The sequence below is a fragment of the Brevibacterium sp. XM4083 genome (assembly GCF_006489205.2).
Classification (GTDB): Bacteria; Actinomycetota; Actinomycetes; order Actinomycetales; family Brevibacteriaceae; genus Brevibacterium.
In genome coordinates this window covers 321,498-347,929 of the sequence record NZ_VFYR02000004.1, presented here as the reverse complement: position 1 = coordinate 347,929, position 26,432 = coordinate 321,498, and the positions used below count along the sequence as shown (strand labels likewise).

Annotated in this window: 21 protein-coding genes and 1 tRNA gene; 13 read left to right on the top strand and 9 right to left on the bottom strand. The window is 68.4% G+C overall.

The features are described from left to right. Window positions 1–140: 140 nt before the first annotated feature. Window positions 141–1,175: an MBL fold metallo-hydrolase gene (locus tag FJ887_RS14040; protein ID WP_137824838.1), complete on the bottom strand. Its 1,035-nt coding sequence runs from the start codon at window positions 1,173–1,175 to the stop codon at window positions 141–143. Between the two features lie 99 nt (window positions 1,176–1,274). Here FJ887_RS14040 and FJ887_RS14035 point away from each other — a divergent pair, with 99 nt between their 5' ends. The 4 genes from FJ887_RS14035 to FJ887_RS14020 all read left to right on the top strand — a co-directional run bounded on the left by FJ887_RS14035 (window position 1,275) and on the right by FJ887_RS14020 (window position 3,448). Then, window positions 1,275–2,192 (top strand): LysR family transcriptional regulator, encoded by a 918-nt coding sequence (locus FJ887_RS14035; RefSeq protein WP_137824839.1) that lies wholly within the window; start codon window positions 1,275–1,277, stop codon window positions 2,190–2,192. 170 nt (window positions 2,193–2,362) lie between these two features. Next, on the top strand, window positions 2,363–2,761 hold the full coding sequence (locus tag FJ887_RS14030; protein ID WP_250786251.1) for a DUF4244 domain-containing protein: 399 nt from the start codon (window positions 2,363–2,365) through the stop codon (window positions 2,759–2,761). A gap of 1 nt (window position 2,762) precedes the next feature. Continuing rightward, the gene (locus FJ887_RS14025; protein ID WP_137824840.1) at window positions 2,763–3,134 is read left to right on the top strand and encodes a TadE family type IV pilus minor pilin; all 372 of its coding nucleotides are present in this window, start codon (window positions 2,763–2,765) and stop codon (window positions 3,132–3,134) included. After that, window positions 3,131–3,448, top strand: a complete 318-nt coding sequence (locus tag FJ887_RS14020) for an Rv3654c family TadE-like protein (protein WP_137824841.1) — start codon at window positions 3,131–3,133, stop codon at window positions 3,446–3,448. The genes FJ887_RS14025 and FJ887_RS14020 overlap by 4 nt, the downstream gene beginning before the upstream one ends. A gap of 40 nt (window positions 3,449–3,488) precedes the next feature. Here the strand turns inward: FJ887_RS14020 and FJ887_RS14015 are convergent, their stop codons facing one another. After that, window positions 3,489–5,765 (bottom strand): DEAD/DEAH box helicase, encoded by a 2,277-nt coding sequence (locus FJ887_RS14015; protein WP_137824842.1) that lies wholly within the window; start codon window positions 5,763–5,765, stop codon window positions 3,489–3,491. A gap of 41 nt (window positions 5,766–5,806) precedes the next feature. Between FJ887_RS14015 and FJ887_RS14010 the strand changes: the two genes are divergently transcribed. The 4 genes from FJ887_RS14010 (at window position 5,807) to FJ887_RS13995 (ending at window position 11,742) form a co-directional block, all read left to right on the top strand. Next, entirely contained in the window at window positions 5,807–7,852 is a 2,046-nt protein-coding gene (locus FJ887_RS14010; protein ID WP_249356677.1) for a methyltransferase, read from the top strand. 135 nt (window positions 7,853–7,987) lie between these two features. After that, complete coding sequence (gene topA, locus FJ887_RS14005) at window positions 7,988–10,816, top strand: type I DNA topoisomerase (protein ID WP_137824843.1); 2,829 nt, start codon at window positions 7,988–7,990, stop codon at window positions 10,814–10,816. A gap of 316 nt (window positions 10,817–11,132) precedes the next feature. Then, complete coding sequence (locus FJ887_RS14000) at window positions 11,133–11,426, top strand: BrnT family toxin (protein ID WP_212743290.1); 294 nt, start codon at window positions 11,133–11,135, stop codon at window positions 11,424–11,426. Continuing rightward, window positions 11,413–11,742: a ribbon-helix-helix protein, CopG family gene (locus FJ887_RS13995; protein WP_171006996.1), complete on the top strand. Its 330-nt coding sequence runs from the start codon at window positions 11,413–11,415 to the stop codon at window positions 11,740–11,742. Before FJ887_RS14000 ends, FJ887_RS13995 begins: the two co-directional genes overlap by 14 nt. Before the next feature lie 373 nt (window positions 11,743–12,115). Here the strand turns inward: FJ887_RS13995 and FJ887_RS13990 are convergent, their stop codons facing one another. Further along, window positions 12,116–12,850 carry a lipoate--protein ligase family protein gene (locus FJ887_RS13990; RefSeq protein WP_171007002.1) on the bottom strand — a complete coding sequence of 245 codons (735 nt, stop codon included), beginning with the start codon at window positions 12,848–12,850 and terminating at the stop codon, window positions 12,116–12,118. A gap of 238 nt (window positions 12,851–13,088) precedes the next feature. Between FJ887_RS13990 and tmk the strand changes: the two genes are divergently transcribed. Both tmk and FJ887_RS13980 read left to right on the top strand, forming a co-directional pair. After that, the gene (tmk, locus tag FJ887_RS13985) at window positions 13,089–16,070 is read left to right on the top strand and encodes a dTMP kinase (protein WP_212743292.1); all 2,982 of its coding nucleotides are present in this window, start codon (window positions 13,089–13,091) and stop codon (window positions 16,068–16,070) included. Next, on the top strand, window positions 16,067–17,224 hold the full coding sequence (locus FJ887_RS13980) for a DNA polymerase III subunit delta' (RefSeq protein ID WP_137824846.1): 1,158 nt from the start codon (window positions 16,067–16,069) through the stop codon (window positions 17,222–17,224). Before tmk ends, FJ887_RS13980 begins: the two co-directional genes overlap by 4 nt. 69 nt (window positions 17,225–17,293) lie before the next feature. On the opposite strand, the gene FJ887_RS13975 is transcribed toward FJ887_RS13980, so the two are convergent. Further along, a complete protein-coding gene (locus FJ887_RS13975; protein ID WP_249356678.1) occupies window positions 17,294–18,385 on the bottom strand; it encodes a M20/M25/M40 family metallo-hydrolase in 1,092 nt (363 codons plus the stop codon). A gap of 280 nt (window positions 18,386–18,665) precedes the next feature. Between FJ887_RS13975 and FJ887_RS13970 the strand changes: the two genes are divergently transcribed. Then, window positions 18,666–18,738 (top strand) — tRNA-Thr (locus FJ887_RS13970). A gap of 80 nt (window positions 18,739–18,818) precedes the next feature. Here FJ887_RS13970 and FJ887_RS13965 read toward each other — a convergent pair. The 4 genes from FJ887_RS13965 to FJ887_RS13950 form a co-directional block, all read right to left on the bottom strand. After that, window positions 18,819–20,339 carry a hypothetical protein gene (locus FJ887_RS13965; RefSeq protein ID WP_140955499.1) on the bottom strand — a complete coding sequence of 507 codons (1,521 nt, stop codon included), beginning with the start codon at window positions 20,337–20,339 and terminating at the stop codon, window positions 18,819–18,821. A gap of 73 nt (window positions 20,340–20,412) precedes the next feature. Next, entirely contained in the window at window positions 20,413–21,279 is an 867-nt protein-coding gene (locus FJ887_RS13960; RefSeq protein WP_219993837.1) for a M48 family metallopeptidase, read from the bottom strand. A gap of 234 nt (window positions 21,280–21,513) precedes the next feature. Beyond that, window positions 21,514–22,005: an HD domain-containing protein gene (locus tag FJ887_RS13955; RefSeq protein ID WP_137824850.1), complete on the bottom strand. Its 492-nt coding sequence runs from the start codon at window positions 22,003–22,005 to the stop codon at window positions 21,514–21,516. A 94-nt stretch (window positions 22,006–22,099) separates the two neighbouring features. Then, entirely contained in the window at window positions 22,100–23,404 is a 1,305-nt protein-coding gene (locus tag FJ887_RS13950; protein WP_137824851.1) for a C45 family autoproteolytic acyltransferase/hydrolase, read from the bottom strand. A gap of 191 nt (window positions 23,405–23,595) precedes the next feature. On the opposite strand from FJ887_RS13950, the gene FJ887_RS13945 reads away from it, so the two are divergent. Then, window positions 23,596–24,459: an SA1002 family membrane protein gene (locus FJ887_RS13945; protein WP_181365655.1), complete on the top strand. Its 864-nt coding sequence runs from the start codon at window positions 23,596–23,598 to the stop codon at window positions 24,457–24,459. 9 nt (window positions 24,460–24,468) lie between these two features. Here FJ887_RS13945 and FJ887_RS13940 read toward each other — a convergent pair whose 3' ends face one another. After that, a complete protein-coding gene (locus FJ887_RS13940; protein ID WP_137824852.1) occupies window positions 24,469–24,861 on the bottom strand; it encodes a hypothetical protein in 393 nt (130 codons plus the stop codon). A 362-nt stretch (window positions 24,862–25,223) separates the two neighbouring features. Here FJ887_RS13940 and FJ887_RS13935 point away from each other — a divergent pair, with 362 nt between their 5' ends. Continuing rightward, window positions 25,224–26,432, top strand: a complete 1,209-nt coding sequence (locus FJ887_RS13935) for an acetyl-CoA C-acetyltransferase (protein ID WP_137824853.1) — start codon at window positions 25,224–25,226, stop codon at window positions 26,430–26,432.

Here is a 26,432-nt window from a genome sequence, read left to right as displayed (position 1 = left end):
ATCGGCGCAGGGTGGAGCGTCAGCGCGGAGTGTGGCGACGGTGCGGATGCGGCGGCCCGGTGGTGGGGCGCGGTGGGTCGTCATCGTCGTGGTGGTGGTGATCCGGAGTCGCTCGCCGAGGTGGCGGCTCCGGATGTGTGTCAGCGCAGGATGAACTCGTCTCGGTCGTGGGGGATGGATGCCCGCGAGTTCCGTACCGCGGACAGCTGCGCCTGGATGCTCGACCGGTTGTTACCGGGAACGATGTGATGGAGGAGGAGCTGCTGGGCTGAAGCGGAGTCAGCCACCCTCAGTGCATCGGCGACAGTCGTGTGGGACCTCAGGTGGTGGGCCCGTGAGGCGCGGGCGACGGGGTCGGTCGGCGAGCCGTGGACGGCGTTGATCCACTCTTCGTCGATCGCCTCGTGGAGGAGGATGTCGGCATTGTCGGCCAGCGCGATCATATTCGGGGTGAACGTCGTGTCCCCGGAGATCGCGACGACGCCGTCGTCGGTTTCGATGCGGAAACCGAAGGCCGGTGCCACGGGCGGATGGAGTGCCAGGGTGGCGAGCACTCGGACGCGATCGTCCTCGTAGACCGTGAACGGCGCGATCTCCGGGGCCGGATTGTCGTCGGTGTGGTAGCCGATGGACGTGGGCACGGCGATGTCGGAGGCGGTGAAGAGCTGCTTCGCGGTGGGTTTGAGCCCGTCGAGGTAGCGGTCGTTGAGGTCGGTGGCGAAAGCGCGGAAGAGCAGGTCGACCATGTCGGCGGTGCCCGGCGTCGGCTTCTCCGGGTAGAGCGGGGTGCGGGCTGCCGTGCCGTCGGAGGCTGCGGCGTGCTCCGACAGCGGTGGGGGCGTGCCGCGGTCACCGGGGCCGAGGATCTGCACGGGGTCGCTGTCTTCGCGCTTGCGGTCGTAGCTGCTGAAGAGCAGGAGGCTCGGGAGGGCAGCGACGTGGTCTGAGTGGAGGTGGGTGAGGAACATCGCTCGCATCCGGTCCATCGGCAGGCCCGCACGGACGAGGTTGCGTCCGGTGCCCGAGCCGGCGTCGATGAGGTAGAAGGCGTCGCCGACGACGACGGCGGTCGCGATGCCCGAGGGCTCTTCGGAGGCGGTGGCCGGCCACCAGCGGGGTCCGCCTGCCACGCCCAGGGTGATGACGCGGGTGGCAGTGGAGCTGGTGGATGGCATAGCGGTGACCTCTCGTCGGTGTCGGGGTTTCATCCAGTGTGGCCGAGGTCATAAAATTGATCCAATTAATTAAATGTCGAACGCACATAGGGAACTTCAATGAGCGACATCACACTGCGGCAGCTCGAATACTTCCTCGCCGCCCTCGACGACGGGTCGATCACAGCGGCAGCGCGCACGTGCAGCGTCACGCAGGCGACGGTGTCGACGGCGCTCAACGAACTCGAGCGCGCGGTGGGCACCCGTCTGCTCGTGCGCAGTCGCACAGCGGGAGTCCGGCCGACGAGCGCGGGGACGGCCCTGGTGTCACGGGCCAGAGCGATGCTCGATCTGGCCCGCGAGATCCCCGATGTCGCGATGGGGGACCAGTCGACGATCGTCGGTTTGGTCCGGGTCGGGTGCATCTTTCCGCTCGGACCGTATCTGCTGCCGCAGCTGATCAGTGATTTCGCCGAGGCGCACCCCGAGTTGGACATCTCTTTCGTAGAAGGGGCGACCGGGGATCTGCGGCGAGAGCTCGACGTCGGTCGTCTCGATCTCGTCCTCACCTTCGGCGGTCAGCTTCCGCCGACGGTGCCGGCGCAGGAGATCGCGAGCTTCCGTCAGATGATCCTCCTTGCGGCCGACCATCCGCTGGCCGGCCGCAAGGAGATCGCCTTCCGCGACGTTGCCGAGATGCCGGTCATCCTCTTCAACCAGCCGCCGTCGCGCGACAGGGTCGAGGCGATGATCCGCGGGGCCGGAGTCGAGCCCGATGTCCGCTGGGAGAGTGCGAGTCCGGAGACGGTGCGCGGACTCGTTCGCCGGGGGCTGGGCTATTCCGTGGGCAACATCGGCTCGGAGGCCGAGGGCCGGGACTCCGACGACGGCATCGCCTACATCCCCATCGATGACCCGCAGGCACCGAACTCGATCGTCGCCGTCTACGAGACCGGGCATCCGGTGCCGCGGCGGGTGAGCAGCATCGTCGACTACTTCATCGAGCAGAGCCCGACCTGGGAGTGGCTCTCCGAGTGACTTGTGTGCGATCGCCTGTGCATGAGTCGCCGACTCGTGTGCGCTGGGCCTGTGGACGCCCGGGCAGTGTCCACAGGGGTGTTCTCGGGTCTCGACGTCCGTGGTGATCGCTGACCAGTCTGGAGGTCGGTCCGCGCAGGGTGTGCGGGCCTGTCCCCGAGGAGGAGACCATGAGCACAGACACGATGAGCACTGGCACTATGAGCACTGGCACTATGAGCACTGACGCCATGCCGGCCGGCCCCGCGTGGGGGAGTGGACCCGCACCGACCGGGGGCGACGATTCAGTCGGCTCCGGGACGAGCGCCGACACCGCGTCGTCGCTCGAATCGACACCGGGCACCGATCTGCTCCCGGCCGACCCCTCCGGAGCGGGTGACCACCCCACTGGAATAGTGCGGGCAGACGCGGGGTGGGGTGCCGACACCGGGGCGACGACGGCGGAGTACGCGATCACCACGCTCGCGGCCTGCGGCTTCGCCGCGCTCCTCGTCGTCATCCTCAAATCGGAGCCGATCAAGGAACTCGTCACCGGCGTCATCCAGGCAGCTCTCGGCCTCGGCGCCTGACATGCGCGCGCCCGGGTCCCGCGGTCACGACGATGCCGGCACGGCGACCGCGGAGTTCGCCGTCGTCCTCCCTGCCCTCGTGCTGCTCGTCGTCGTGCTCGCGGGAGCCGCCGCCGTGGGATTCTCCCAGTTGAGAGCCTTCGACGCCGCGCGGTCGGCGGCACGTGAGATCGCGCGCGGCGAACCGCAGGCCGCCGTCGTCGACGAGGCGAAGAAGCATGCGGGCGCGTCCTCGAGAATCGCCGTCGGCACCGACGGCGGGTATGCGACGGTGACCGTGACGATCGCCCTGCCCGACGCGATCTTCTTCCTCGACGAGGTCAGCGCCGAGGCGACGGCGCGTTCCGAGGGCGGACGGGGAGACGGGTCATGACGAACATCGTCATCGGACTGTGCGGGATGATCCTCGCCTTCGTCACGGCGATCGGGGCCCTCAGTCAGGCGTTCGTCGCCCACAGCACCGCACAGGCGGCCGCCGATCTCGCAGCGCTCGCCGCCGCGGACGCCGCGCGGGGACTGGCCACCGGCGACCCCTGTGAGACGGCGAAGGAGGTGGCTGAGCGCAACGGTGCGACGCTGCGGGACTGTCGGGCCTCGAGCGCGCAGCAGAGTGCGTTCGTCGAAGTCGACGTCGACATTCCCGGACCTCTGCCGGCGGTGCGGGAGGCGGCCGTGGCGGGAAAGTAGGGATGCGAGGCAGCGGCGTCAGGATGAGACGCCGGTGGCCTCAGTCGAGGACGCCGCGCAGCAGGCGCAGAGCGGCAGCCTTGTCGAGCGGTTCGTTGCCGTTGCCGCACTTCGGTGACTGCACACACGACGGGCAGCCGTCGACGCACTCGCAGGCCGCGATCGCATCCCGGGTGGCGCCGAGCCACTCCTCGATGACCTCGCTGCCGCGCTCGGAGAATCCGGCCCCGCCGGCCAGTCCGTCGTAGACGAAGACCGTGGCCATGCCGGTGTCGGCGTGCAGCGATGTCGAGACCCCGCCGATGTCCCAGCGGTCGCACCCGGCGAAGAGAGGCAGCAGGCCGATCGAGGCGTGCTCGGCGGCATGGACGGCTCCGGGCAGATCCGCCTTGAGGACCTCGGTCTCCTCGATCAGTGCCTGGGGGATCGTCCACCACACCGCCGAGGTCCGCAGGGTGCGCTCGGGCAGGTCGAGGTCGTGTTCGGCGATGATCGCGCCACCGCGCTTCGCTCGCATCCGGTAGGCGATGACCTGATCGGTGACGTCGACGGTGCCGCTGGCCACGGTCACTCCCGACGGCAGGGTGCGCTGGGAGGCGGTGTCGACGATGGAGATCTCCGTCGTCGACCGCGGCTGCGTCGTGTAGTCGACGTCGGCGCGCTCGATGAACGCGACCCTTTCGTCGAGATCGAGGTCGGCGACGAAGAAGTCCGTGCCCTGATGCGTGTAGACGGCCCCCGGGTGGGCGCCGGTGTGCGCGCCTGCCTCGTCGACGGTGCCGAGCAGCGTTCCCGTGCTCGCCTCGACTAGGCGGAACTGACCGCCGCCGGTGCCGCGGATGTCGGCGAGGTCGGTGGCGGGCATTTCCTTGGCCCAGAACCACCCGGCCGGCCGGGCCCGCAGCATCTTCTGCTCGACGAGGTCGTCGACGACCTCGGCGGCGTTGTCGGGGAAATGGGTGAGGTCGGCCGGTGTCAGCGGCACCTCGGCGGCGGCCGCGCACAGGTGCTCGCTGAGGACGTACGGGTTGCCGGGATTGATGACCCCGGCATCGACGGGCGCGTCGAAGATGACCTCCGGGTGGTGGACGACGTACGTGTCGAGCGGGTCGTCCCGAGCGATGAAGACGGCCATCCACTTCTGCCCGGCCCGGCCCGCACGGCCGGCCTGCTGCCACAGTGAGGCGAGAGTTCCCGGCCAGCCGGAGATGATGACGAGGTCGAGCCCGGAGATGTCGATGCCGAGTTCGAGGGCGTTCGTCGACGCCACCGCGAGCAGACGCCCCGACCGCAGTGCGGCCTCCAGGGTGCGGCGCTCCTCGGCGAGGTATCCGCCGCGGTAGGCGGCGACCTTGCCGGTCAGGGAGTCGTCGACGGCTCCCACCTGCTCGCGGACCGTCGAGGCCAATGCCTCCGAGCCGCGGCGTGAGGCGATGAACGCGATCGAGCGGAAGCCTGCGCACATCGCGTCGGTGAGGACGTCGGCCGCCTCGGCGAGACCGCTGCGACGGTCACCGTCGGGCGACACCGGCGGCTCCCACAGCGCGAAGCTGCCTGCGGCACGCGGGGAGGCGTCCTCGGTCACCGGGTGCGCCGGCCGCCCGGTCAGCCGCGCGAACGCCGCATCCGGCTGGGCCATCGTCGCCGAAGCGCCGATGACGACCGGATGCGCGCCGTAGTGAGCGGCGATGCGCAGAAGCCGTCTGAGGATGAGCGCGACGTGGGATCCGAACACGCCGCGATACCGATGGGCCTCGTCGACGATGATGAAGCGCAGGGACTTGAAGAGCCGGGCGAAGCGCTCGTGCTGGGGGAGGATCCCGCGATGGAGCATGTCCGGGTTGGTGAAGATGATGTTCGCGTGCCGACGCGCCCAGTCCTTGGCTGCCTGCGACGTGTCACCGTCATACGCCGCCGGTCGGACACCGCGGATGATGAGCTGTTCGAGCTTCGTCAGCTGATCGGCGGCGAGTGCCTTCGTCGGGGCGATGTAGATCGCCGAGGAGGTCCGCAGGCTCTCCCGCGTCGTCTGGATCGACTCGAGCACCGGCAGCCAGAATCCGAGCGACTTGCCTGAGGCGGTGGGAGTGGCGATGACGACGTCCTCGCCGTCACGGGCGGCCTGCGCCGCCTCGACCTGATGCCGCCATGGGCGGTCGACGCCGATCGCGTGGGTCGCGTGCCGCAGCTCCTCGTCGACCCACTCCGGCCAGTCCGACTCGTGTTCGAACCGCTGTGGAATCTCGCGGGTGTGGACGATCCGATCGTCCCTGACACCGAACCCGGAGACGATGTCGTGGAGGGGGGAATCGGCCATGAAACCAGTATGGCGCAGTCGCCTGTGACTAGGATTCACCTGTGACCGAAGAGACAGCAGATGTGAGCCGCGCCCCTGACGTTCGCGATACCCCGGACAGCCGCGGCGACGGGAGCGGGACTCCGGCCCTGAGCGACGAGCAGCGAGCCGGCGCGGAACGGCTCGGTGCTGCGCTCTATGCGGCGGGGTACACCGAACCTCGGCTGCGGCAGTTCTGGGGAGGACCCGTCTCCGACGCGCTCGCCCGCAACAATGCGGCCCCCGCCCTCCGCCATTGCCGTCAGGTGCTCGGTGCGCGGCATGCAGAGACAGGGCCCGATGTCGGCACAGATTCGGGGAACGGCGCGGACTCGCCGAGCGGCGCGGGTGAGGCTCCCGGCACAGGCGCGATTTCCGGGGCGCAGACGACCGCGGACAGCATTGTGACTCCGAGCCCTGCGGCGCCGTCGGCGGACCTCTCGTTCGACGAACGACTCGCCGCGCTCGCGCTCACCTTCCTCCTCCACGACACTCTGCCGACCGCCCTTCTCGAGGCGGCGCTCGGCGCAGCCGACTGCGCGGCGGCATTCGACCTCGGCCTCCTCGCAGACGCCACGGATCCGGGCACCCGCGGTGACCGAGACCGGGACGTCCCCGCACCGGACGGCTCCGCCTCGTTCGTCACCGCACCGTTCGCCGTCGCCCCGTTCGATCTTCCCGTCGGCGTCCCGCGCGGCCTGCGACCGGGTGATGAGAACCTCTACCTCGTCAGCGACCACGGGACGCTGACGAGCCCGGACGTCCTCGACGGTGACTTCGTCCTCGGCGTCGGGGGCGCGGGACGAACGCTCGTCTCCCTCACCCCGCGCGATCCCGTCGCGCTCGCCGCGGACATCGGCACCGGCTGCGGCATCCAGGCACTCCTCCTCGCCCGGCATGCCGACCGCGTCATCGCCACCGACATCTCCGCCCGCGCCCTGCACCTGACCGCACTCGGCGCCGCGCTCAACGGGGTCACCGGCCTCGACCTGCGTCAGGGCTCGCTCCTCGACCCCATCGACGGCACCGTCGACCTCCTCGTGTCGAATCCGCCGTTCGTCATCACCCCGCGCGGTCAGGAGGCCGATGCGGCGCTGCCCGCCTTCGACTACCGGGACGGCGGGATGCGCGCCGACCGGCTCGTCCGGGAGCTCTTCGCCCAGATCCCCTCGGTCCTCGCCCCCGGCGGCCGGGCCGTGTGCCTGGGCAACTGGGAGGTCACGCCGGATTCGACGGGCGGCCCGGAGACCTGGGTCAGCAGTGCTGCCGACGGGATTCGCGAGCCCGCCGCCTCCCACGACACCGCCACCGAGCCCGCCGCCTCCCACGACACTGCCACTGCGGCCACCGCCTCCCACGACACCTCCGCCGCTGCGGAGACCTCCGTGTTCGTCGTCGAACGCGAGATCCTCGACCCTGTCACCTACGCCGAGACCTGGATCCGCGACGGCGGCATCCCCCGCGCGAGTGCCGCGTGGAACGCAGCCACCTCGGCGTGGTTGGACGACTTCGCCTCCCGGGAGGTCACGGAGATCGTCTTCGGCTACGTCCTCATGCACCGGGCAGATAACGATTCCTCATCACTTTCCCCGCAGGCCATCGGTGCCGACCAGGGTCGGACCGGCCTCGCCGAGGCGGGGGCTGAGCCTGCGTTCCGGGCTCGGGTGCGCATCACCTCGGCGCCGGCGACGAACCCCCACGGAATCGGCGCCTTCGTCCAGACGATCCACGAACTCGGGGCCTGGGCGGAGTCCGCCGGCGACGAGGAGATCGCGGCCACCGCATTCACCCGCTCACCCGACCTCGTCGAGCATCGGCACTTCGTGCCAGGGGAGACGGACCCGACGTCGATCACCGTCGAACAGGGCATCGGCTTCGGACGCGTCATCGACGTCGACACGGCCCTTGCCGGGTTCCTCTCCGTCGCCGATGGCAGTCTCACTCTGCGCCAGACCGCCGCGGCGCTCGCCCAGCTCCTCGGCGTCGACGAGGCGGCGCTGGAGGACCAGCTCATCGCGCAGGTCAGAGGGCTGGTCGCGGCCGGCATGCTGCTTCCCGGCGGCAATTGACACGACGGGACGCGGATGCCACAGTATGGGCCACCGCCAACGCACCCCGGGAAGAACCCGGACAACAACAGTGTTACATTGGCTCGGATCGACCATCTCGTCGATCACCCCGTGCCCCGAAAGGAATGAGTGAGCGTGGCCACAACCGAGAAGAAGCCCCGTCGTCTCGTCATCGTCGAGTCCCCGACGAAGGCGCGCACGATCGTCGGGTACCTCGGCGACGGCTACGACGTTGAGGCCTCAGTCGGACACATCCGCGACCTCCCGACGCCGTCCGAGCTGCCCGCCGACATGAAGAAGGGGCCGTACGGGAAGTTCGCCGTCGACGTCGACAACGGCTTCGACCCCTACTACCGTGTCGATCCGGGCAAGAAGAAGAAGGTCACGGAACTCAAGCGCCTGCTCAAGGACGCCGACGAACTCTTCCTCGCCACCGATGAGGACCGCGAGGGCGAAGCCATCGCGTGGCACCTCAAAGAAGTGCTCAAGCCGAAGATCCCCGTCAAGCGCATGGTCTTCCACGAGATCACCCCCGAGGCGATCACCCGGGCGCTGGAGAACACCCGCGAGATCGACATCGACCTCGTCGACGCGCAGGAGACCCGCCGCGTCCTCGACCGCCTCTACGGCTACGAGGTCTCCCCAGTGCTGTGGCGCAAGGTCCGCGCCGGACTCTCCGCCGGCCGCGTCCAGTCGGTGGCGACCCGACTCGTCGTCGAACGCGAACGCGAGCGCATGGCATTCGTCTCCGCCGACTACTGGGACCTCGACATCGACCTCGGACTGCCCGACGGCTCGAACCCATTCGCCGCGAACCTCACGACGCTCGACGGCTCACGCGTGGCCAGCGGTCGCGACTTCAACGACAAGGGCGAACTGAAGACCAAGGCCGCCGTCGTCGTCGACCAGGCGAAGGCCGAAGAGCTCGCGACCCTGCTCTCAGGACCGGCGAAGAACGCCCTGACCGTCTCCGGTGTCGAATCGAAGCCGTACTCGCGGCGACCCGCCGCCCCGTTCACGACCTCGACGATGCAGCAGGAGGCCGGCCGCAAGCTGCGGATGAGCGCCCGCCAGGCGATGCGCACCGCGCAGTCGCTCTACGAGCACGGCTACATCACCTATATGCGCACCGACTCCTCGGCGCTGTCCGGGCAGGCGATCGCCGCGGCCCGGCGCCAGGTCACCGAACTCTACGGTCCGGAGTACGTCCCGCAGTCCCCGCGCCAGTACGCGAGCAAGCAGAAGTCGGCGCAGGAGGCCCACGAGGCGATCCGTCCCGCCGGGGATTCGTTCCGCACGCCTGCGCAGGTGGCGAAGTCGCTCAGCGGTGACGAGTTCCGTCTCTACGACTTCATCTGGAAGCGCACCGTGGCCAGCCAGATGGCCGACGCGAAGGGTTCGACGGCGACGATCAAGGTCGCAGCCGACCTCGGCGACGGCCACGAAGCGGGCTTCAGCGCCTCGGGCACCGTCATCACCTTCCGCGGCTTCCTCGCCGCTTACGAGGAGGGGCAGGACGCGAGCCGCTACGACACGAAGTCCGGCGAATCCCGGCTGCCGCAGGTCGAGCAGGGCCAGAAGCTCTCCGTCGTCAAGGTCGCCGCGGACGGTCACACGACCGCACCGCCGCCGCGCTTCACCGAGGCGAGCCTCGTCAAGCAGCTCGAAGAGCTCGGCATCGGCCGTCCCTCGACGTACGCCTCGATCATCTCGGTCATCCAGGACCGCGGCTACGTCACCTCCCGCGGCAATGCACTCGTGCCGAGCTGGCTGGCGTTCTCCGTGGTCCGTCTGCTCGAGGATCACTTCACCGAACTCGTCGACTACGAATTCACCGCCGATCTCGAATCCGAACTCGACCGCATCGCGATGGGCGAAGAGGATCGCAAGGCCTGGCTGGCCCGGTTCTACTTCGGTGGAGAGGGTCTCGACAGGGAGGGTCTCAAGGAGATCGTCGACGACCTCGGCGAGATCGACGCCCGCGAAGTCAACACGGTGCGCATCAGCGACGGCGTCGCCCTGCGCGTGGGACGCTACGGCCCGTACCTCGAGGTCACCTCGGGGGTCGAGGGCGACGACCCGAAGCGCGTGTCGATTCCCGACGATCTCGCCCCCGATGAGCTCACCGCCGCGAAGGCCGCCGAACTCATCGAGAACCAGGGCGACGGCGACCGCGAACTCGGTGTCGACCCGGAGACCGGGCACACGATCGTGGCGAAGAACGGCCGGTTCGGCCCTTACGTCACCGAGGTGCTGCCCGAGTCCGAGGAGAAGCCCAAGCGCGGCGCGAAGAAGCCCAAGCCGCGCACCGGTTCGCTCTTCAAGTCGATGGACGTCGGCACGATCGACCTCGAGACCGCGCTCAAGCTCCTCAGCCTGCCCCGCATCGTCGGCCAGGACGAGGAGGGCACGGACATCACGGTACAGAACGGCCGTTACGGTCCGTACCTGAAGAAGGGCACGGATTCGCGGTCGCTGACCGATGAGGAGCAGATCTTCACGATCACCCTCGACGAGGCGCTGCAGATCTACTCGCAGCCGAAGCAGCGCGGCGGACGCACCGCCAAGCCGCCGCTCAAGGAACTCGGCGAGGACCCGGAGACGAAGAAGCCGATGGTCGTCAAGGACGGCCGCTTCGGCCCCTACGTCACCGACGGGGAGACGAACGCGACCCTGCGCAAGGATGACGACGTCGAGTCGATCACCCCGGCGCGCGGCGCCGAACTCCTCGCCGAGAAGCGCGCGAAGGGTCCAGCCAAGAAGAAGGCGCCGGCGAAGAAGGCTCCCGCCAAGAAGACGGCGGCGAAGAAGACGACCGCCGCGAAGACGACCGCGGCGAAGTCGACTGCGAAGAGCACGGCGGCGAAGACGACTGCGGCGAAGAAGTCGACGACGTCACGGACCACCGCGGCGAAGAAGACGACGGCTGCGAAGACCACTGCAGCCAAGCCGAAGACCCCCTGAGTCGGGCGGTCTGAGGCCGGCGGCGAGGCAGGACTCCTCGAGTCAGGCGACTGCTCTGCGTTCTGCGCGTGCGAGAGCCCCTGGGTGCGTACCCCGGGGGCTCTTCACATGCTCAGCGGTCGGCGGACCGCCGAAAAGCGGCCTCACACCGAGTGTGAGCCGCATCGACGGTGATTGTGTGCCAGCTCCAGGGTGAAATCGGAGCAGATTCCACCCTGAACCTGGCGCACAATCCGGCTGACTGCCAGTGGGCAGTAGGAAACGCTGCGGCGTAAAGGGCTATTGCACTGTATAACGAATGTCATACACTGTCTGTGTGACGGCGATCGAGTGGGATTCGCGCGCTGCCGCACACATGTGGCGGCGCCATGGTGTCACGCAGACAGAGGCAGAGGAGGCAATCGATGATCCGGAAGCCCTCCTGCTGACGCCTGATCCGGCCAGCAGATCCGGCAAATCTGATCGATACATCAGGTGGAGCTCCACGCGGGCAGAGGTGCTGGTCGTCATCGTTGTCAGGCACGAAGGCCTGCTCTACGGCGGCAATGCTTGGCCCGCCAATGAATCGCATCGCAAGCTCTACGAAGGAAGCCGTCATGACGAAAGGTAGTGTTCCTCCCGAGGCGCGCGCAGCACTGCGCGCCGAATTGGATGCCGATACCGCTGATTACCGGGACAAGTTGGCAGAAGGTGAGTGGCGCAAATCGAATCGAAGTTCCTCACCGCTGCTGACCGTGCGAGTCCCTGCTGATGTTCTTGAGAAGCTCCAGGCGCTCGCAGAGGAGTCAGGAGTGTCCGTCTCAGCGCTCACGCGACAGTTCATCGCCGAGGGTCTGTCGAATCGCGGCGACGAAGATCTCGTTGCGGCACTGGACCGGTTGGAACGCGATGTGGCGGCAGTGAAGGCGCGAGCTCAAGCAGGCTGAGCAATCTCCGGCCAGCAGTGAAGACGCAGACTCCTCGAGTCAGGCCGCTGCTTCACGCAAGTGAGAGCCCCCGGGTGCGTTCCCGGGTGCTCTTCACATGCTCAGCGGTCGTCGGGCGGCGGCGGGTGGCCTCGAATGGAAGGTGCGCCACGTCCGCGGTGGTTGTGCGCCAGGTCCAGGGTGAAATCGGCGCCGAATTCACCCTGGATGCGGCGCACATTGCTGCGGGGTGGTCTCCGGCACGCTCGGAGGCGCCTTCTGGCATCTTGCGCGATGCTCTCCCGCATCGCGGTGGGGAGAGAGCGCGGGCCCTCGTGGGGTGAACCCCGCGTGGGGTAGACCCCTCGCGGGGCGAACCGGGAGGACGGCCTCGTTACAGCACGTGCCCGGCGGCCTGCGCGGGCAGGGCGGCGAGTTCGTCTGCCGTCGGCGAACTGGGCGTGAGCGCGAAGTCGCGGGCGAAATAGGAGGCGAACGCCTCGGTGACGGCATCGACGGTGATCTCCGGATGCACCTCACTGATCGACCCGCCGGTCAGCGGATCCCACGTCACGCCCAGTGCGGCCTCGACGTCGGTGAGGACGGCGCGGATCGGATCAGGGTCGGTGACGATGACCGAGGAGGAGAACAGCCACGCCCCGGAGACGACGCGCTGCGCGGTGCCGATGGCCTTGATCCGACCGGCGACGTTGACGCTGTACTCACCCGGGCAGTATTCGCCGGGGATCTCGCCGAGGCGGGCGTCGACGCCGATGCCGCGCAGCACTGCGACGTAGTCCTCGCCGAAGCGGCTGAACCGCGCGGAGGTATTGGTGATGAAGGAGTCGCTCGGTTCGATGTGATCGATGACGAGAGAGCCCTCATGGTAGGCGGCGGCGCGTCCGCCGAGGCTGCGCAGAGCGGGAGTGAACCCGTGGTCGCGGGCGGCCTCGACGGCCGCCGGGAAACCGGGGAGGAAGCGGTCGCGGGCACCGAAGGCCACGGTCGGGGCGGGGCGGTAGAGCCGCAGCGTCGCGCCTCGGCGCCCGGCCTTGACCGAGTCGAGGAGGACACGGGCGAACGCGAGCTCGTCGGTCGGGGACAGACCCTCGGTCTCGACACGGTCCATCGGGGTGCGGGAGCCGTCTCCGGTCGTGGGGCCGGCATCGTCCGGTGCGGGTTCGCGGTCTGTCGTCACGGATCAAGAGTAGATGATGGCGCTCGTGCACCGGACGCCGGCGGGGAGGTGCGGGTCCGGACACCGTGGGACCCACCGGACACCGGCGGGACTCACCGGAGGACCAGCCGAGACTCACGGGGCTTCCAAGAGATATGTCAGAACCTGAAGATAGGGTAGTGGCGTGAGCATGTTGACGACTACAGGACATCGACTTCCCGGCGCTCCTGGCCGGTTGGTCACCGAAACCGCGGTGTGGGGCGCCCTCATCGTCCTCGCTGCGATCAGCTACGTCGTAGCCGGCACCAGCGGGTTCTTCACGACCGTCAGCGGTCGCGCGTTCACCACCCTCGCCGATACCCTCGGCGCCGGTGAGTTCGACAATCAGGCCGGCAGTCTGTCCCTGCTCATCGTCTTCGTCCTCGCGTGTGCGGGACTCTTCATCCCGTCGAAGGTCTTCGCCGGTCGGGGGCCGGCCGTGCGCAAACGGGCACTGAGCATCTCCGCCGTCGTCGAGGCGGCTCTCCTCATCGTCTTGAGCCTCGCCCCGAGCGCATGGCTGACCTGGGTGACCGGTCTCGTCCTCGGTGCCGTCATCGGCCTCCTCATGAGCCTCACCCCCTTCACGAACGAGAAGCCGTGGCGCCGGGTCGGCGTGCCCGCGACTGTGCTGCTCTTCCTCGCCTGCTCCTTCCAGATCATGGGCGGCGCGGAAGCCGGAACGAGTTCGCTGGGCTGGATGAGCCTCCTCGTCGGCATCGCCATGGTCATCGGCGCCGTGATGATCTACCTCACCCCCGAACGCGCCCTCCATGCGGAGTCGTCGACGACCGGGTCGTTCCCGGTCGCGAAGGCGCGGGTCGCCAGGCCCCCGGCGAGCATTGCGAAGCCGTGGGTGCCGATCGCCCTCTTCGGCGTCCTCGGGGCGACGTTCATCCTCGCCGAACCCACCGCCGTCGAACACGAGTACGGTCAGGCCGGATATGCGCTCATGCTCGTCGTCGCCCTCCTCGGCTGGGCGATCGGCTTCGAGATGGGGCCGACGTTCGCGCCGGGCATGTCCCGCCCCCGCGTCTCGGCGTTCGCCCTCACCGTCTCCGGCATCCTCCTCATCGCCACCGGTGCCATCGACGAACTCTCGGGCAAGGTCGTGCTCGCCGGCGTCGTCGCGTTCCTCGTCGGCATCGGCGTGCGCTCCCAGGTCTACGACTTCTCCCGCCGCGTCGGCGCTGTCGGCGGTGCCCTCATCGCCCTCCTCATCAACGCGATCGACATCACCGTGGCCCCGATCAGCACCGACGCGATCTTCACCCTGCCGCCGGCCGACGTCGCGTTCGTCGTCATCGGGTTCGCCGCGCTCGTCGCCGGCATCATCGGCCTCTGCATCTTCGACCCGCACGGCATGCAGGGACTGTCGGTCGACATCGTCCACGGCTTCCGCCCGCCCAGCCAGTCCGAGGACGCGAACAAGGACGGCGTCGGCGCCCTCGCCGACCGTTTCGGTCCCGGGTTCTTCATCGCCATCGAAGGCGGCGACGGATCGGGCAAGAGCACGCAGATCACGCGACTCTCCCGTGAACTCGCCGACGAGGGCTACAGCGTCGAGGCGACTCGGGAACCCGGCGGCACCGAGCTCGGCCGTAAGATCCGCTCGGTGCTCTTCGACGCCGAACCGCCGAGCGCCCGCACCGAAGCCCTCCTCTTCGCCGCCGACCGCGCCCACCATGTGGCCTCGCTCGTCGATCCCGGGCTCGAGGCGGGAAGCATCGTCATCACCGACCGCTACATCGACTCGACCGTCGCCTACCAGGCGGCCGGCCGCGAGTTCGACCCGAAGACGATCCTAGCGCTCAGCCGCTGGGCCACCGAAGGACTCATCCCGCACCTGACGATCGTCCTCGACATCGACCCCGAGGTGGCTGCCGCCCGGATGAGCGCCCGCGGAGAATCGAACTACCTCGACCAGGAGAACCAGCAGTTCCATCAGCGGGTCCGCCAGACCTACCTCAACCGCGCCCAGAAGGACCCCGAACGCTACGTCGTCCTCGACGCGTCCGTGACCCAGGAGGAGCTCGCCGGGCAGATCCTCGCAGCCGTGCATGCGCGGCTGCCGCACACCCTGAGGAAGGGCTCCGTCGCAGAGGCGGTGCCCGGTTCCGTGACCGACGCCGAGTCGGCGACGCCGGCCGTCGGAGGCACGGCGGCCGCCGCCGCATCCGGGCCGCAGAGCGAGAGGCCGGACAGCGCCGAGTCCACGACGCCAGCGCCCGCCGGTGGCGCGGACGGCGATCTTGCCGGCCGCGATGAGGCGAGCAGTGCCTCGAGCCGCGGGACCGGCGAGCGCGTGCTGCCTGCGACGCAGGCTGCCCCGTTGGTGCCTGAGGACTCGCCGACCGTCGGACAGCCGGCCCGCACCGCCGCGGGCGATGCGACAGGCGATGCGTCTGCGTCGGCATCGGAGGAGCGACCGGCACGTGAGACCGGCGACGGTCCGCGGGCGCGATTCGTCCCCGTCAGCGAGGTCGGGTCACCGACCGACGATGACGATGGCGTTGCCACCGACAAGGTCGACCTCGGTGCCGACCTGCGCGAGGATGCCGACGAGACGTCTGCCGACCGGAGCGAACCGTTCCTCGGCCGCAGTGCTGAGGACCGGGGCGGCGCAGACGCCGAGCGCACCGCCGAAGACACGCGGACGGCGGATGCGGGAAGCGATGCTCCCGAGGCAGAGGACGCCGATGAGGGACCGCTCGTCACCGACGGTGAGGCAGAGACCCGGGTGCACCCGGTGACCGGAGCCGCCGACCATGTCGTCGGTGATGACGATGCCGTCGAGATCGAGCAGCGCACGAGCAGCGCAGCGACGCCGGACGAACGGGAGGAAGCGGAGACCACAGTGCTCTCGGCCGGCACCTTCCGGCCACAGGCACCGGTGATTGACGAGGACGATCCCGATGAGGCGCCGACGACGATCATCGAGACCTCGGCGGCTGAGGAGTCGAACGGCTCCGACGAAGCGGCCACGACCGTGCTTCCGGCCCGCAGCGCCCGGCAGACGAGCCGCGAACGCCTCCAGGCGCAGGCCGAGATCGAACGGCAGGCCCGTGAGCGTGTGCGCCAGCAGCGGGAGCGCAACCGCAACCGCTTCAACGGTCCCGGAGGGTCCCGGTGAGCGTCTTCGACGAACTCGTCGGACAGGACGACGTCGTTCGCCAACTCGAGTACGCGCTCAATTCGCCGGCGGCGATGACGCATGCGTGGCTCTTCACCGGGCCGCCCGGTTCCGGTCGGTCGAATGCGGCCAGAGCCTTCGCAGCCGCGCTCATCTCCGGCGGTGAGGCGCCCAATGATGTCACCGCCAGGGTGATGTCCGGCCACCACGAGTCGCTGACGATCATGTCGACGCAGAAGTCGGTCATCGCGATCGACGAGGTGCGCGAACTCGTCGGCAAGGCCCAGACCGCGCCAGTCAACTCCCCGTGGCGCGTCGTCATCATCGAGGACGCCGACAGGATGACCGAGCGCACCGCGAACGTCCTCCTCAAGGCGATCGAGGAACCCCCGCCGGCGACGGTGTGGCTGCTCTGCGCCCCGAGCCCCATCGACGTCCTCACGACCATCCGGTCGCGGTGCCGTCCCGTGCGCCTGCGCATTCCCTCACGTGAGGCCGTTGCCAGCTTGCTCATCGACCGCGACCATGTCGATCCCGAGCGGGCGCGCTGGGCCGCGGCCGTCGCCCAGAACCACATCGGGCGGGCGAAGTACATGGCGCTGAGCGACTCCGCGGCCGACGAGCGGAAGAAGATCCTTGCGATCCCGGGCAAACTCACCTCGGTGGGGGCGACGATCCGGCTGGCCGGGCGCATCGTCGACGAAGCCGCGGAGACGGCGAAGGCCCGCGTCGAGGAGCGCAACGCGAAGGAACGCAGCGACCTCATGGAGACCCTCGGCATCGCCGGGGAGAAGACCGTTCCGCCGTCGGCGCGAGCGCAGATCCGCAAGCTCGAGGAGGAGCAGAAGCGGCGGTCGGTGCGGGCCCGCAACGACGAACTCGACCGGATCTTCCTCGAGCTCATGAGTCTCTACCGCGACATCCTCATGTACCAGCTGGGCATGCGGGACGGGTGGATCAATGCCGGCGAGGACGAACTCATCACCGAACAGGGCAATCGGGACACCGCGGACACCACCCTGCTGCGCATCGATGCGATCGCCGAGGCGCGGCGGCGACTGGCCACGAACATGTCACCGGTGCTCATCGTCGAATCCGCGTTCGTGCTGCTGTCGAATCCCTGGCTGCTCACCGACCGGGACGGCGCCGCCTGAGTCCTGCCCGTCCTCTGCACGGGTGGAAGCGGCCTCGGCGCGGACGCTGTCGTGGACCGTCTGCTGAGGTCAGTCCTCGTCGAGGAGTTCGCCGACGAGGGCGGCGGTGAGTTCGACGCGGCGGGGGATCCAGACCTGCAGGGCGTGTTCGGTCCGCGCGTGGGAGCCGCCGCCGACGGTGCCGAGACCATCGAGGGTCGGTGTCCCGACACCGGCGGTGAAGTTGCCGTCCGAGCCGCCGCCGACGGCCACCGACCGCAGCGGCGGGTGGCCGAGGTGCGAAGCGAGGCGCTGCGCGCGGGCGTAGAGGCCGAGTGCCATCTCCTCTTCGAGCGGACCCCGATTGATCCCGCCCTTGAGATCGAGGCGGGCGCCGGCGACGGTGGGGGTCAGCGCCCGCAGCTCGGCGTCGATGCGCTCCTGTTCGGCGACGGTTGCGGCACGGGAGTCGATGCCGACGACCGCCTCGGCGGGGACGGTGTTCGTCGTCGAGCCGCTGCGCATGACGGTGGGCACGACGGAGGTCCCGACATTCGGGGCGTGGAGGGCGGCGATCGACACGACCTGGTTGGCGATCTCGACGGTGGCGTTGATGCCCTTCTCGGGTTCGACACCGGCGTGCGCGGCGAGACCGGCGACCTCGAGGGAATAGATCGCCACGCCCTTGCGCGCGATCTTCACCGAGCCGTCGGGGGCGCCGCTTTCGAACACGAGGGCGGCTTTCGCACCGCGCGCCTCATCTTCGATGATCTGCCGTGAGCCGGGGGAGCCGAGCTCCTCGTCGGAAGTGATGAGCACGCTCACGCCGTCGAGGCTGCCGCGTTCGGAGCGGAGTCGGGCCATGGCGTAGAGGGCGATGAGGATTCCGCCCTTCATGTCATCGGCGCCGGGTCCGCGGACGACCCCGTCGGTCACGGAGAAGGGGAAGGATTCAATCGTGCCGGTCGGCCAAACCGTGTCGTGGTGGCCGATGAGGACGACCTCACGCTCTCCGGAACCGAAGCGCCACAGCAGGTGCGGATGGCCGCCGGTCTCGATGACATGCGGCGCGGCTCCGAGGAGGCCGGTGCCGATGCGGGAGAGGAGCTGAGCGCTGCGGGCCAGTGCCGCGGGGTCATGGGAGAACGATTCGCACTCGATGAGCGCTTGGAAGTCGCTCATGAACTCTGTCGAATCGAACTCTCTCACGTAATCGGCCTCTCGGTTTCGCAGTGGGTATCCACCCAAGGTTAGCGGGTCGGTCGAGTGTGACACGTGTCGCACCCGTTCTCACCAGCGGATGGAGGTCGCAGGAGAGTCGCGGATCACCGTCGTCGGGCCGGGTGAAATCGCAGATCAGCGGCGTGGACGCGCATGGGTGGGGTGGGTGGTTCCAGGCGCCGAGGTGGTCCCTCGTCCGTTTTGACCCGCGGTGCTCGGATTGGCTAAAGTTGGTGCGGTTGCCGCCTTAGCTCAGTCGGCAGAGCGATTCACTCGTAATGAATAGGTCGCGGGTTCGATTCCCGCAGGCGGCTCGGCAACAGGCCGGTTGACCAGCAGACATGCTGAGTCAGCCGGCCTGATTCGTTCCCCCGTCCAGACGACAGGACCTGTCTCACCGCACGTCGACCTTCGTGCTGTGCGCACGGTCGTAGAAGTGGGTTCCGGCAACGCCAGCCACTGCGGCGACGACCGTCGCGACGGCGAATCCCAGCAGCGTTGGCGCGATGTTGGAGAGCAGAGTCGTCGGGCTTCCCAATGACACGAGCATCTCCAGCTGAATCCCCAGGTCGAGATCGTTGACGGGAAGCGTGAGGAGGCGGGGCAGTCCCGAGTTCGCCGCGACGATGATGAGCGCAGCCACGGCCGCGAGGACACCGAACAGCGTGCCGGCGAGGTCATTGATCGCCAGCACGATGCTCACGAGCATCGCGGACAACACCCCGCTGTAGACGAGGACCGCGACGAAGCGCACCTCCGCATGCCCACCGGCATGCTGGAAGACGAACGTGCCGATGCCGGTCGCCGCAATGGCCGCGGCCACACCCAGCACCACCGAACCGACCGCTCCGATGAGCAGCTTGATCCCCAGCAGAGCCTGCCTGGGGAACGGTCGCTGGGCGCGCATCGTGCGCCACGGACCGACGAGGACGATGCTCAGCCCTGCCGCCCGATTGACGACGAACGACGCCGTCAATGCCAAGGTCAGCGCCGCGAGCGCCGACGCGATGACCACGGATGGCATCCATGCGGACGACGCCCACGCGGGCTCATTGCTGGCAGCCTCCTCGGCGACGGGGTTGATCTGGGCGGTCGCCGCAGGCGGGTTCCCGGCCGACGGCACGGACGCCGCACCGTCAGCGTCCGGGCCGAAGTAGTCGACCGGGTCGGGCCCCGACACCTCGTCGACGGTCGTCGTGAACGGTCGCTCGAACGCCCGCGCGGTCTCATCGGTCGACCGGGCACAGTTGAGGCTGCTGCCGGCAGGATCGCACGTGAGCTCGCCGGCGACGGTGCGGATCTGGTCGGCGACGAACTCGTTGGCCTGCCGGACCACCTCGTCCTCGTACTTCGTGACGATGAAGCCGTCCTCGTTGAGAGCCTGCGGTCCGGCGACGATCGTGATCGGATACGTCGGTGCCTCAGCGAGCCGTCCCGCGGAGTAGTCGCGGATGTCGGCGAGCACCGTCGGCGTGAGCTGCGCGGGCAGGATCACCGCGAGAACCGACGTCCCATCCTCGACCTGGGCCCGGGCCCCGGCGGGGGAGAGCACGCGCTCCTCGGTCCCGAACTCCTCAACCAGGGCGCCCTCCTTGAGGCGCTTGGCATATTCGTCGGAGAACGCGAGGTAGTCGACCATCGCGCTCTGCAGGGCCGGCATCTCGGAGACCGTGTCATCGACCCCGACGGCAACGGAGAAGCTCGGCGGGGATTCGACGCTCACCGCCGCGGAAACGTCCGCCGGAGGCCGCGGCTGACTGCTCGCAGCGATGGAGCGCTCGAGCTGCGCGAGCGCGGGGGCGAGGACCGCCAGCGCAAGGATGAAGACTGCGACGGCGGCGAGCAGAGGCCACAGCAGCAGACGCAGAGGACGACCGGATCCGAGGGCATTCGCCGAGACGAGGACTGAGCGCACGCCTTCATTCTCCCACCCCGGAGTGTGTCAGTCATCACACACCGGCTGGGAGGCTCGTGAGGCTTGGCCGGCCTCAGAGCATCTTGCCCTGCACATTCCATCCGTGGGTCTTGACGAGACTGAGCGCCTTCATCCGGCGGAACCCGACCGCATGGCCGGCGAGGAAGTTCGACAGACGCAGCCAGAACCCGTTCTTGTGCCGATCGACCGAGCGGATGTAGGCGTCGACGTCGACGTGCTTGGCCATGTTCTTGCCCGCGAAGAGGGCGATGAGCTTCATCGCGTCCTGCGGAGCGTAGAACGACGCGGTGCGATCGGCCGTGTACTCCTGGGCTCGCGAGAGCAACGGCGAGAGCCGGAGCAGGACGAGGATCGGCTGGATGCCGTTGCGCCACAGGTTCACGTGACCGCACTTGATGTGCCCGAGCTCGTGGGCCATGATGAAGCGCAGCGCGCCGAAGTCACCGTACATGTACGCGAGATCGACGATGTCACTGTAGACGACGACATAGCCGCGCTGCAGCTGGCACTTCGATGCGTAGGCGTTCATCATTCCGTTGCCGTTGATGACGTAGATCTGCGGGATCGTCGACATCCGTCCCGTGCCGGCACCGAAGCCCATCTCCACGGCGAGATCGTGGTAGACCCGGTAGAGCTCGGGGAACTGCTCGTCCGTGACCTCGACACCGTTGGAGATCTGTGACCAGAAGAGGTAGCGGATGTAGATGAAGCTGATGATCGGCGCGAACAGGCCGATGAGGACGCCGAGGGCCCATTCGTCGAGGGAGAGCCCGAGGAGCAGGTAGGTGAGCGCGCCGAGGGAGACGATCACGGTGAGCACGATGCCGAGGACGAGCATCGGCATCTCGGCACGATGGCGGAGCTGGCTGACCGAGGGGCCGTAGGCTCTCACCGGGGTGGGAGTCTGGTTGGCTGTCATGGAACTGTGTCCTCTTCGTCGTCGACTCGAGGAGAGCCGGGGGATGGGGATGACAGCGCCGAGGCGGCAGGGACCACCCAGCAGGCGCCGGGCTCACGGACGGGGCAGTCCAGCCGAAAGCCTGCGAAACACTAACACAGAACTCCGCAGCCCCCATTGCCGACGAGAGGGTACCTCAGCGCAGTTCCCGACAACACCGCCTGCCGCAGGTCGTCGCCGGCAGGTGCCAGGGACTCAGTCGGCGTCCGCCTCGAGCAGGTCGACACCGAGCAGCTCATACGCCCGGCGGTACTTCTCGGCCAGGCGCACGCGCGTCGCATCGTCGAGCGCGGCCTGCCGGACGGGGTCGGTGTTGTCGGCGAGGTCAGCGGTCTTGACGATGACGGCCAGCCGGTCGGACCGGACCCTGGCGAAGTAGTCCTCGACGGCCTCACCGCTGCGCTTCGTCACCGCATCAACCGCGGCGACCACCTCGGTGGGGAACTCACGACGCAGATCATCCGCGCTCACCGAGGTGTCCTCGACGACATCGTGGAGCCACGCCGCCGCGATCGCGGACTCGGCATCGGCGGAGTCCAGACCCTGCTCTTCAGCGATGGCGGCGGCATTGGCTGCCACCCGCCGCGGATGGTCGATGTAGTCCTGGCCCGCCTTGTCGACCTGGCCGGTGTGCGCCGTCCGAGCGATCGCCTCGGCGCGGGTGATGAGATCCTCGGTGCCATTCATGGTGCCTCCTGACGGGTGCGGACTCGGATGCCTTGGCGGGGACAGCCCCGGGGACCATCGGCGGTGGACGGCCCCGGGGCAGCGTCGGCTGCGATCAGCGCCAGCGCTGCCAGGCGGCCTGACGGCTGACGTCGGCGAGTTCGGCGACGCGGGCCCACGAATTGTGTTCGGCGAGCAGGCGGGCGCTCGTGCCGAGGGCCTCGCCGACTTCGGAGGACAGGGAGATGAGGGCGGAGAACGCCGCCGGATCGGGGGAGTGGGCGAGACCGTTGATCGCCTGCCGCGCCGAGGCGATGAGCTCGGCGACGGCTTCCACCCCGGGGTCGGCCTCGACATTCGGATCGGGCGCTGAGAACCGGGCGCCGCCGGCAGTCCCCGCGTTGGAGGACGCGGTGCCGGAGTCGCTGAGATCCACCGGTTCGGTGCTGTCGTCGTCGAGTGTCACAACGATCATCTCCTCGGGAGAGTTGAGGCTGCGGGTCCAACTGCGGGAGTGCCAGCGGTATTCGACCTCGCCCCTCAGGGGCCGATAGACGGCAGTGTACAGGGTGCCGAATGCGTTGTCGTAGTCCCCGCTCCAGACCCCTGGCCCGAGCATCGCCTCGGCCATCGCCTCGACTCCGCGTCCGTCCTCGAGCGCCTCGGTGAGAAGCTCCTGACGCTCGACGCTGCGGAACCGTCGAGCGTGGTCGGGGTAGTCCGGGTGGCGTCCCCGATGGTTCGTCGCGACCGGATCCTCGATGATCTCCGGGGCCATTCCCGGCCCGACGTACGCGGTGACGCTCCTGCCCGTCGCATCGACCATCGTGAGGTTGTAGTACATCGACACCGGAACGGTCTCGAGTCGGCGCAGGGCCTCGGGCACATCGCCGGCGACCTCGAGGAGGAAGCGGACGACGAGCGGTGCGGCGAAGCCGTCCCCGTCGCCGGGGCGTCCGCCGAACGCGAGGGAGACGGCCAGCCCGTCCTCGTTCAACCCGTCGAGCAGACCCCACAGGCAGTCGGAGGTGCCGATGACCCGTCGGGTGCCGTACCGGGTGGAGGCGTGGACCTGTTCGAAGAGTTCGAGGCCGTAGTCGTAGTTGCGCAGCAGCGCCGGTTCGGGAGAGGACATGGCGACCTGGGAGCAGCCGGGCAGGAAGCGCGGCGGGTTCCACAGGGTGAGCATCCGCGCGGCCGTCTCATCGTTGCCGGTGAGTTCGACGAGTCGCTCCCATGTCGGCACGAGCTCGGGCATGTGCTCACGCAGCTTGGCCTCCGCGGTGGCCAGATCGGGTCGGGCCCAGTCGCCCTGACTGAGGTACCAGGCGCGGTAGGCCGGCCACACGGTGTCGAACAGTGCCTGCCAGCGGGTCGAGGGGCGGTCTTCGGTGATTCCGTAGAAAGTGAAAGAAGTCATGTGTCAAGGCTAGGTTGACACTTCATCGCGTGTCAAGAAAATATTGACGCTGAGTCGAGAGGCATGGGCGGATTGCGGTGTTCTCCGTGGTCACCGGGCCTGTGTCGGTCTTATGGACTCTGAGGCTGTGTACCCTTGAGGGCAAGCGGCCTGGGCATCATCGGCTCCGGTCGAGGCGAACGGAGAATGACATGTCGCTGCTGGTCCACCTCGTCGTCCTGTGCGGACTGTTCATCATCATGGGCATCCTCACGACCCCGCCGGGCAACCGCGACTGGAAGCGGATCGGCGGGTTCCTCGGTGCCATCGGCCTGGGCCTGGCGATGACCGTCGTCGGGATGGTCGTCCTCATCGTCATGCTCGGCCTCTACATCGTCGGCGTCGCACTCATCAATATCGGCCCCGGACTCTTCCTCGGCGTCATCTCCGTGGCTCTGGCGTCGGGGATCATCATGTTCCTCATCGTCCAGCCGATCTTCAAGCGCGCCGGCGTCGGCCTGGAGATCCTCACGATCACCGAGTACTACATCCAGTGGTTCCTCATCTACGTCACCGTCTACCAGGTGATCTTCGACCAGCTCAACGGGCTCGGCCGCGTCGTCAACGAACGCGATCTCACGCAGGAGCTCAACTCCTACCTCTCCTCGATCCTCGACCCCTCGGCCCTCATCGCGATCCTCCTCCCGGTGCTCCTGTCGATCTGGGTCGCCGTGGCGATCGCGAAGATCCGCCTCGACGCCCCGTTCTCCACCGACGGCGACAGTGCGACGGCGGCGGTGTCCGAGTCCTCCGAGAAGTCCGCGTCCTCCGGCGCCGAGGCGGACGATCCGACCGAAGAGCCCGGTGAGAGTCGAGTCGTGCAGGTCGAGCGACTGACCGTCACGGAGGACCCCTCCGGCACCGAGGTGGGGGAGAGCACCGCGGTCACCGAACGCACCGAGGAACCGGGCTCCGCGGAACAGGCCCCGCGAGCAGCGGAGCCGACCCCGGAAACGCAGAGTCCCGCCGATCCGGAGAGGACCGACGGGACCGGGCGGCACAGGCCGAAACACTGAGGAGCGGGGCTACTTCTTCTTCGGGGTGAACGACGTCGAGCACGACCACGACGTCTTGCCCTTCTTCGCGGTGACGGTGACCTTGACCTTCTTGCCCGGGGTGGCGCCCGAGATGTAGTAGTCGAGGTTCGCCGCGCCCTTCGTCGACGCGGTCGCGTTCTTCTTCGTCTTCGTCGTCTTGTAGTGCGCGGTCGTCGTCACCTTCGCCTTCGCCCCGACCTTCGAGACCTTGACCGTCGTCCACGAGTACTGCTTCGGCTTCGAATTCGACATGGAGACCTTGCACGACTTCGTCGCCGCCTCGGCGGGGGTCGCGTCGAGGGCGATCGGGCCGGCGAGGAGTCCGGCAGCGAGAACGAGAGCGAGGCCCGGGCGCAGGCGGGCAGGGGTGATCACGGACATGATTCTCCTGAAGGATCAATGAGGGGTGAGGCGACCGCCCGGAAATGGGCGTCGCCTCATCATAAGCACTGCGGCTGTTGTCCGACGAGTCCGGAGGCGGGCCTGCGATGAGACCTTCGTCACAGTGTCGCGGGTGCCCGACGACCGCCTCGGCGAGGGGGTGGTCCGGTGTGTTGACCATCACAGCGATGCGGTGTTCAATGGTGACCGTGAGTATTAGTGAACGATCGATCAGCTTCGATCGAGCGTGAGCGCCGTCGGACGGCGCATGCCGCCCGACACCCCGATTCACCATCATTTGCAGGGATCCGCGCGGGCGATCACACGGTCGGACTGCGCGCCCTCAAGACTGTGAGGACCACATGAGCGAAGCGTTCATCTACGACGCAGTGCGCACGCCGCGCGGGAAGAACCGCGGCGGAGCGCTGCACGGCACCAAACCCATCGACCTCGTCGTCGGACTCATCGACGCCCTGCGCGAGCGCAACCCCGACCTCGACGATGCGGCGATCGACGACATCGTCTTGGGCGTCGTCTCCCCGGTCGGCGAACAGGGCTCGGACATCGCCCGCACCGCGGCGCTCGTCGCCGGGCTCGACGAATCCGTCGCCGGCGTCCAGGTCAACCGGTTCTGCGCCTCGGGACTCGAAGCCGTCAATCTCGCCGCCCAGAAGGTCGGCAGCGGCTTCGAATCGCTCGTGCTCGCCGGCGGCGTCGAATCGATGTCGCGGATTCCGCTCGGCTCCGACGGCGGCGCCTGGTCGCAGGATCCGACGACGAACTACGACACCTACTTCGTGCCGCAGGGCATCGGCGCCGATCTCATCGCGACGACCGAGGGCTTCACCCGCGACGACCTCGACGCCTATGCCGCCGAATCCCAGCGCCGCGCCGCCGAGGCGTGGGAGGACGGCCGCTTCGACGGTTCCGTCGTGCCCGTCAAGGACCTCAACGGCGTGACGATCCTCGACCGCGACGAGCACATGCGTCCCGGCTCGACCGTCGACTCGCTGTCCCAGCTGCCCCCGGCGTTCGCGAAGCTCGCCGAGCAGACCGGCTTCGACGACGTCGCCCTGCAGAAGTACCACTGGGTCGAGGAGATCGACCACGTCCATACCGCCGCGAACTCCTCGGGCATCGTCGACGGTGCCGCGCTCGTCGTCATCGGCGACGAGGAGGTCGGAAAGACGATGGGGATGAAGCCGCGCGCCCGCATCGTCGCGACCGCCGTCGTCGGCTCCGAACCGACGATCATGCTCACCGGCCCCACCCCGGCCACGCAGAAGGTCCTCGACAAGGCCGGACTCACCGTCGATGACATCGACCTCTTCGAACTCAACGAGGCCTTCGCCGCCGTCGTCCTCAAGTGGATGAAGGACCTCGACATCCCGCACGAGAAGGTCAACGTCAACGGCGGGGCGATCGCCATGGGCCACCCGCTCGGTGCGACCGGGGCGATGATCCTCGGCACCGTCCTCGACGAGCTCGAACGCCGCGACCTCAATCGCGGCCTCATCACTTTGTGCATCGGTGCAGGCATGGGCATCGCGACGATCATCGAAAGGGTCTGA

Bases quoted from the DNA above. Each gene is read 5' to 3' on its own strand.
- FJ887_RS14040 (WP_137824838.1), bottom strand. From the start codon at position 1,175: ATGCCATCCACCAGCTCCACTGCCACCCGCGTCATCACCCTGGGCGTG.
- FJ887_RS14035 (WP_137824839.1), top strand. From the start codon at position 1,275: ATGAGCGACATCACACTGCGGCAGCTCGAATACTTCCTCGCCGCCCTC.
- FJ887_RS14030 (WP_250786251.1), top strand. From the start codon at position 2,363: ATGAGCACAGACACGATGAGCACTGGCACTATGAGCACTGGCACTATG.
- FJ887_RS14025 (WP_137824840.1), top strand. From the start codon at position 2,763: ATGCGCGCGCCCGGGTCCCGCGGTCACGACGATGCCGGCACGGCGACC.
- FJ887_RS14020 (WP_137824841.1), top strand. From the start codon at position 3,131: ATGACGAACATCGTCATCGGACTGTGCGGGATGATCCTCGCCTTCGTC.
- FJ887_RS14015 (WP_137824842.1), bottom strand. From the start codon at position 5,765: ATGGCCGATTCCCCCCTCCACGACATCGTCTCCGGGTTCGGTGTCAGG.
- FJ887_RS13995 (WP_171006996.1), top strand. From the start codon at position 11,413: ATGACGAAAGGTAGTGTTCCTCCCGAGGCGCGCGCAGCACTGCGCGCC.
- FJ887_RS13990 (WP_171007002.1), bottom strand. From the start codon at position 12,850: ATGGACCGTGTCGAGACCGAGGGTCTGTCCCCGACCGACGAGCTCGCG.
- tmk (WP_212743292.1), top strand. From the start codon at position 13,089: ATGTTGACGACTACAGGACATCGACTTCCCGGCGCTCCTGGCCGGTTG.
- FJ887_RS13975 (WP_249356678.1), bottom strand. From the start codon at position 18,385: ATGAGCGACTTCCAAGCGCTCATCGAGTGCGAATCGTTCTCCCATGAC.
- FJ887_RS13960 (WP_219993837.1), bottom strand. From the start codon at position 21,279: ATGACAGCCAACCAGACTCCCACCCCGGTGAGAGCCTACGGCCCCTCG.
- FJ887_RS13955 (WP_137824850.1), bottom strand. From the start codon at position 22,005: ATGAATGGCACCGAGGATCTCATCACCCGCGCCGAGGCGATCGCTCGG.
- FJ887_RS13950 (WP_137824851.1), bottom strand. From the start codon at position 23,404: ATGACTTCTTTCACTTTCTACGGAATCACCGAAGACCGCCCCTCGACC.
- FJ887_RS13945 (WP_181365655.1), top strand. From the start codon at position 23,596: ATGTCGCTGCTGGTCCACCTCGTCGTCCTGTGCGGACTGTTCATCATC.
- FJ887_RS13940 (WP_137824852.1), bottom strand. From the start codon at position 24,861: ATGTCCGTGATCACCCCTGCCCGCCTGCGCCCGGGCCTCGCTCTCGTT.
- FJ887_RS13935 (WP_137824853.1), top strand. From the start codon at position 25,224: ATGAGCGAAGCGTTCATCTACGACGCAGTGCGCACGCCGCGCGGGAAG.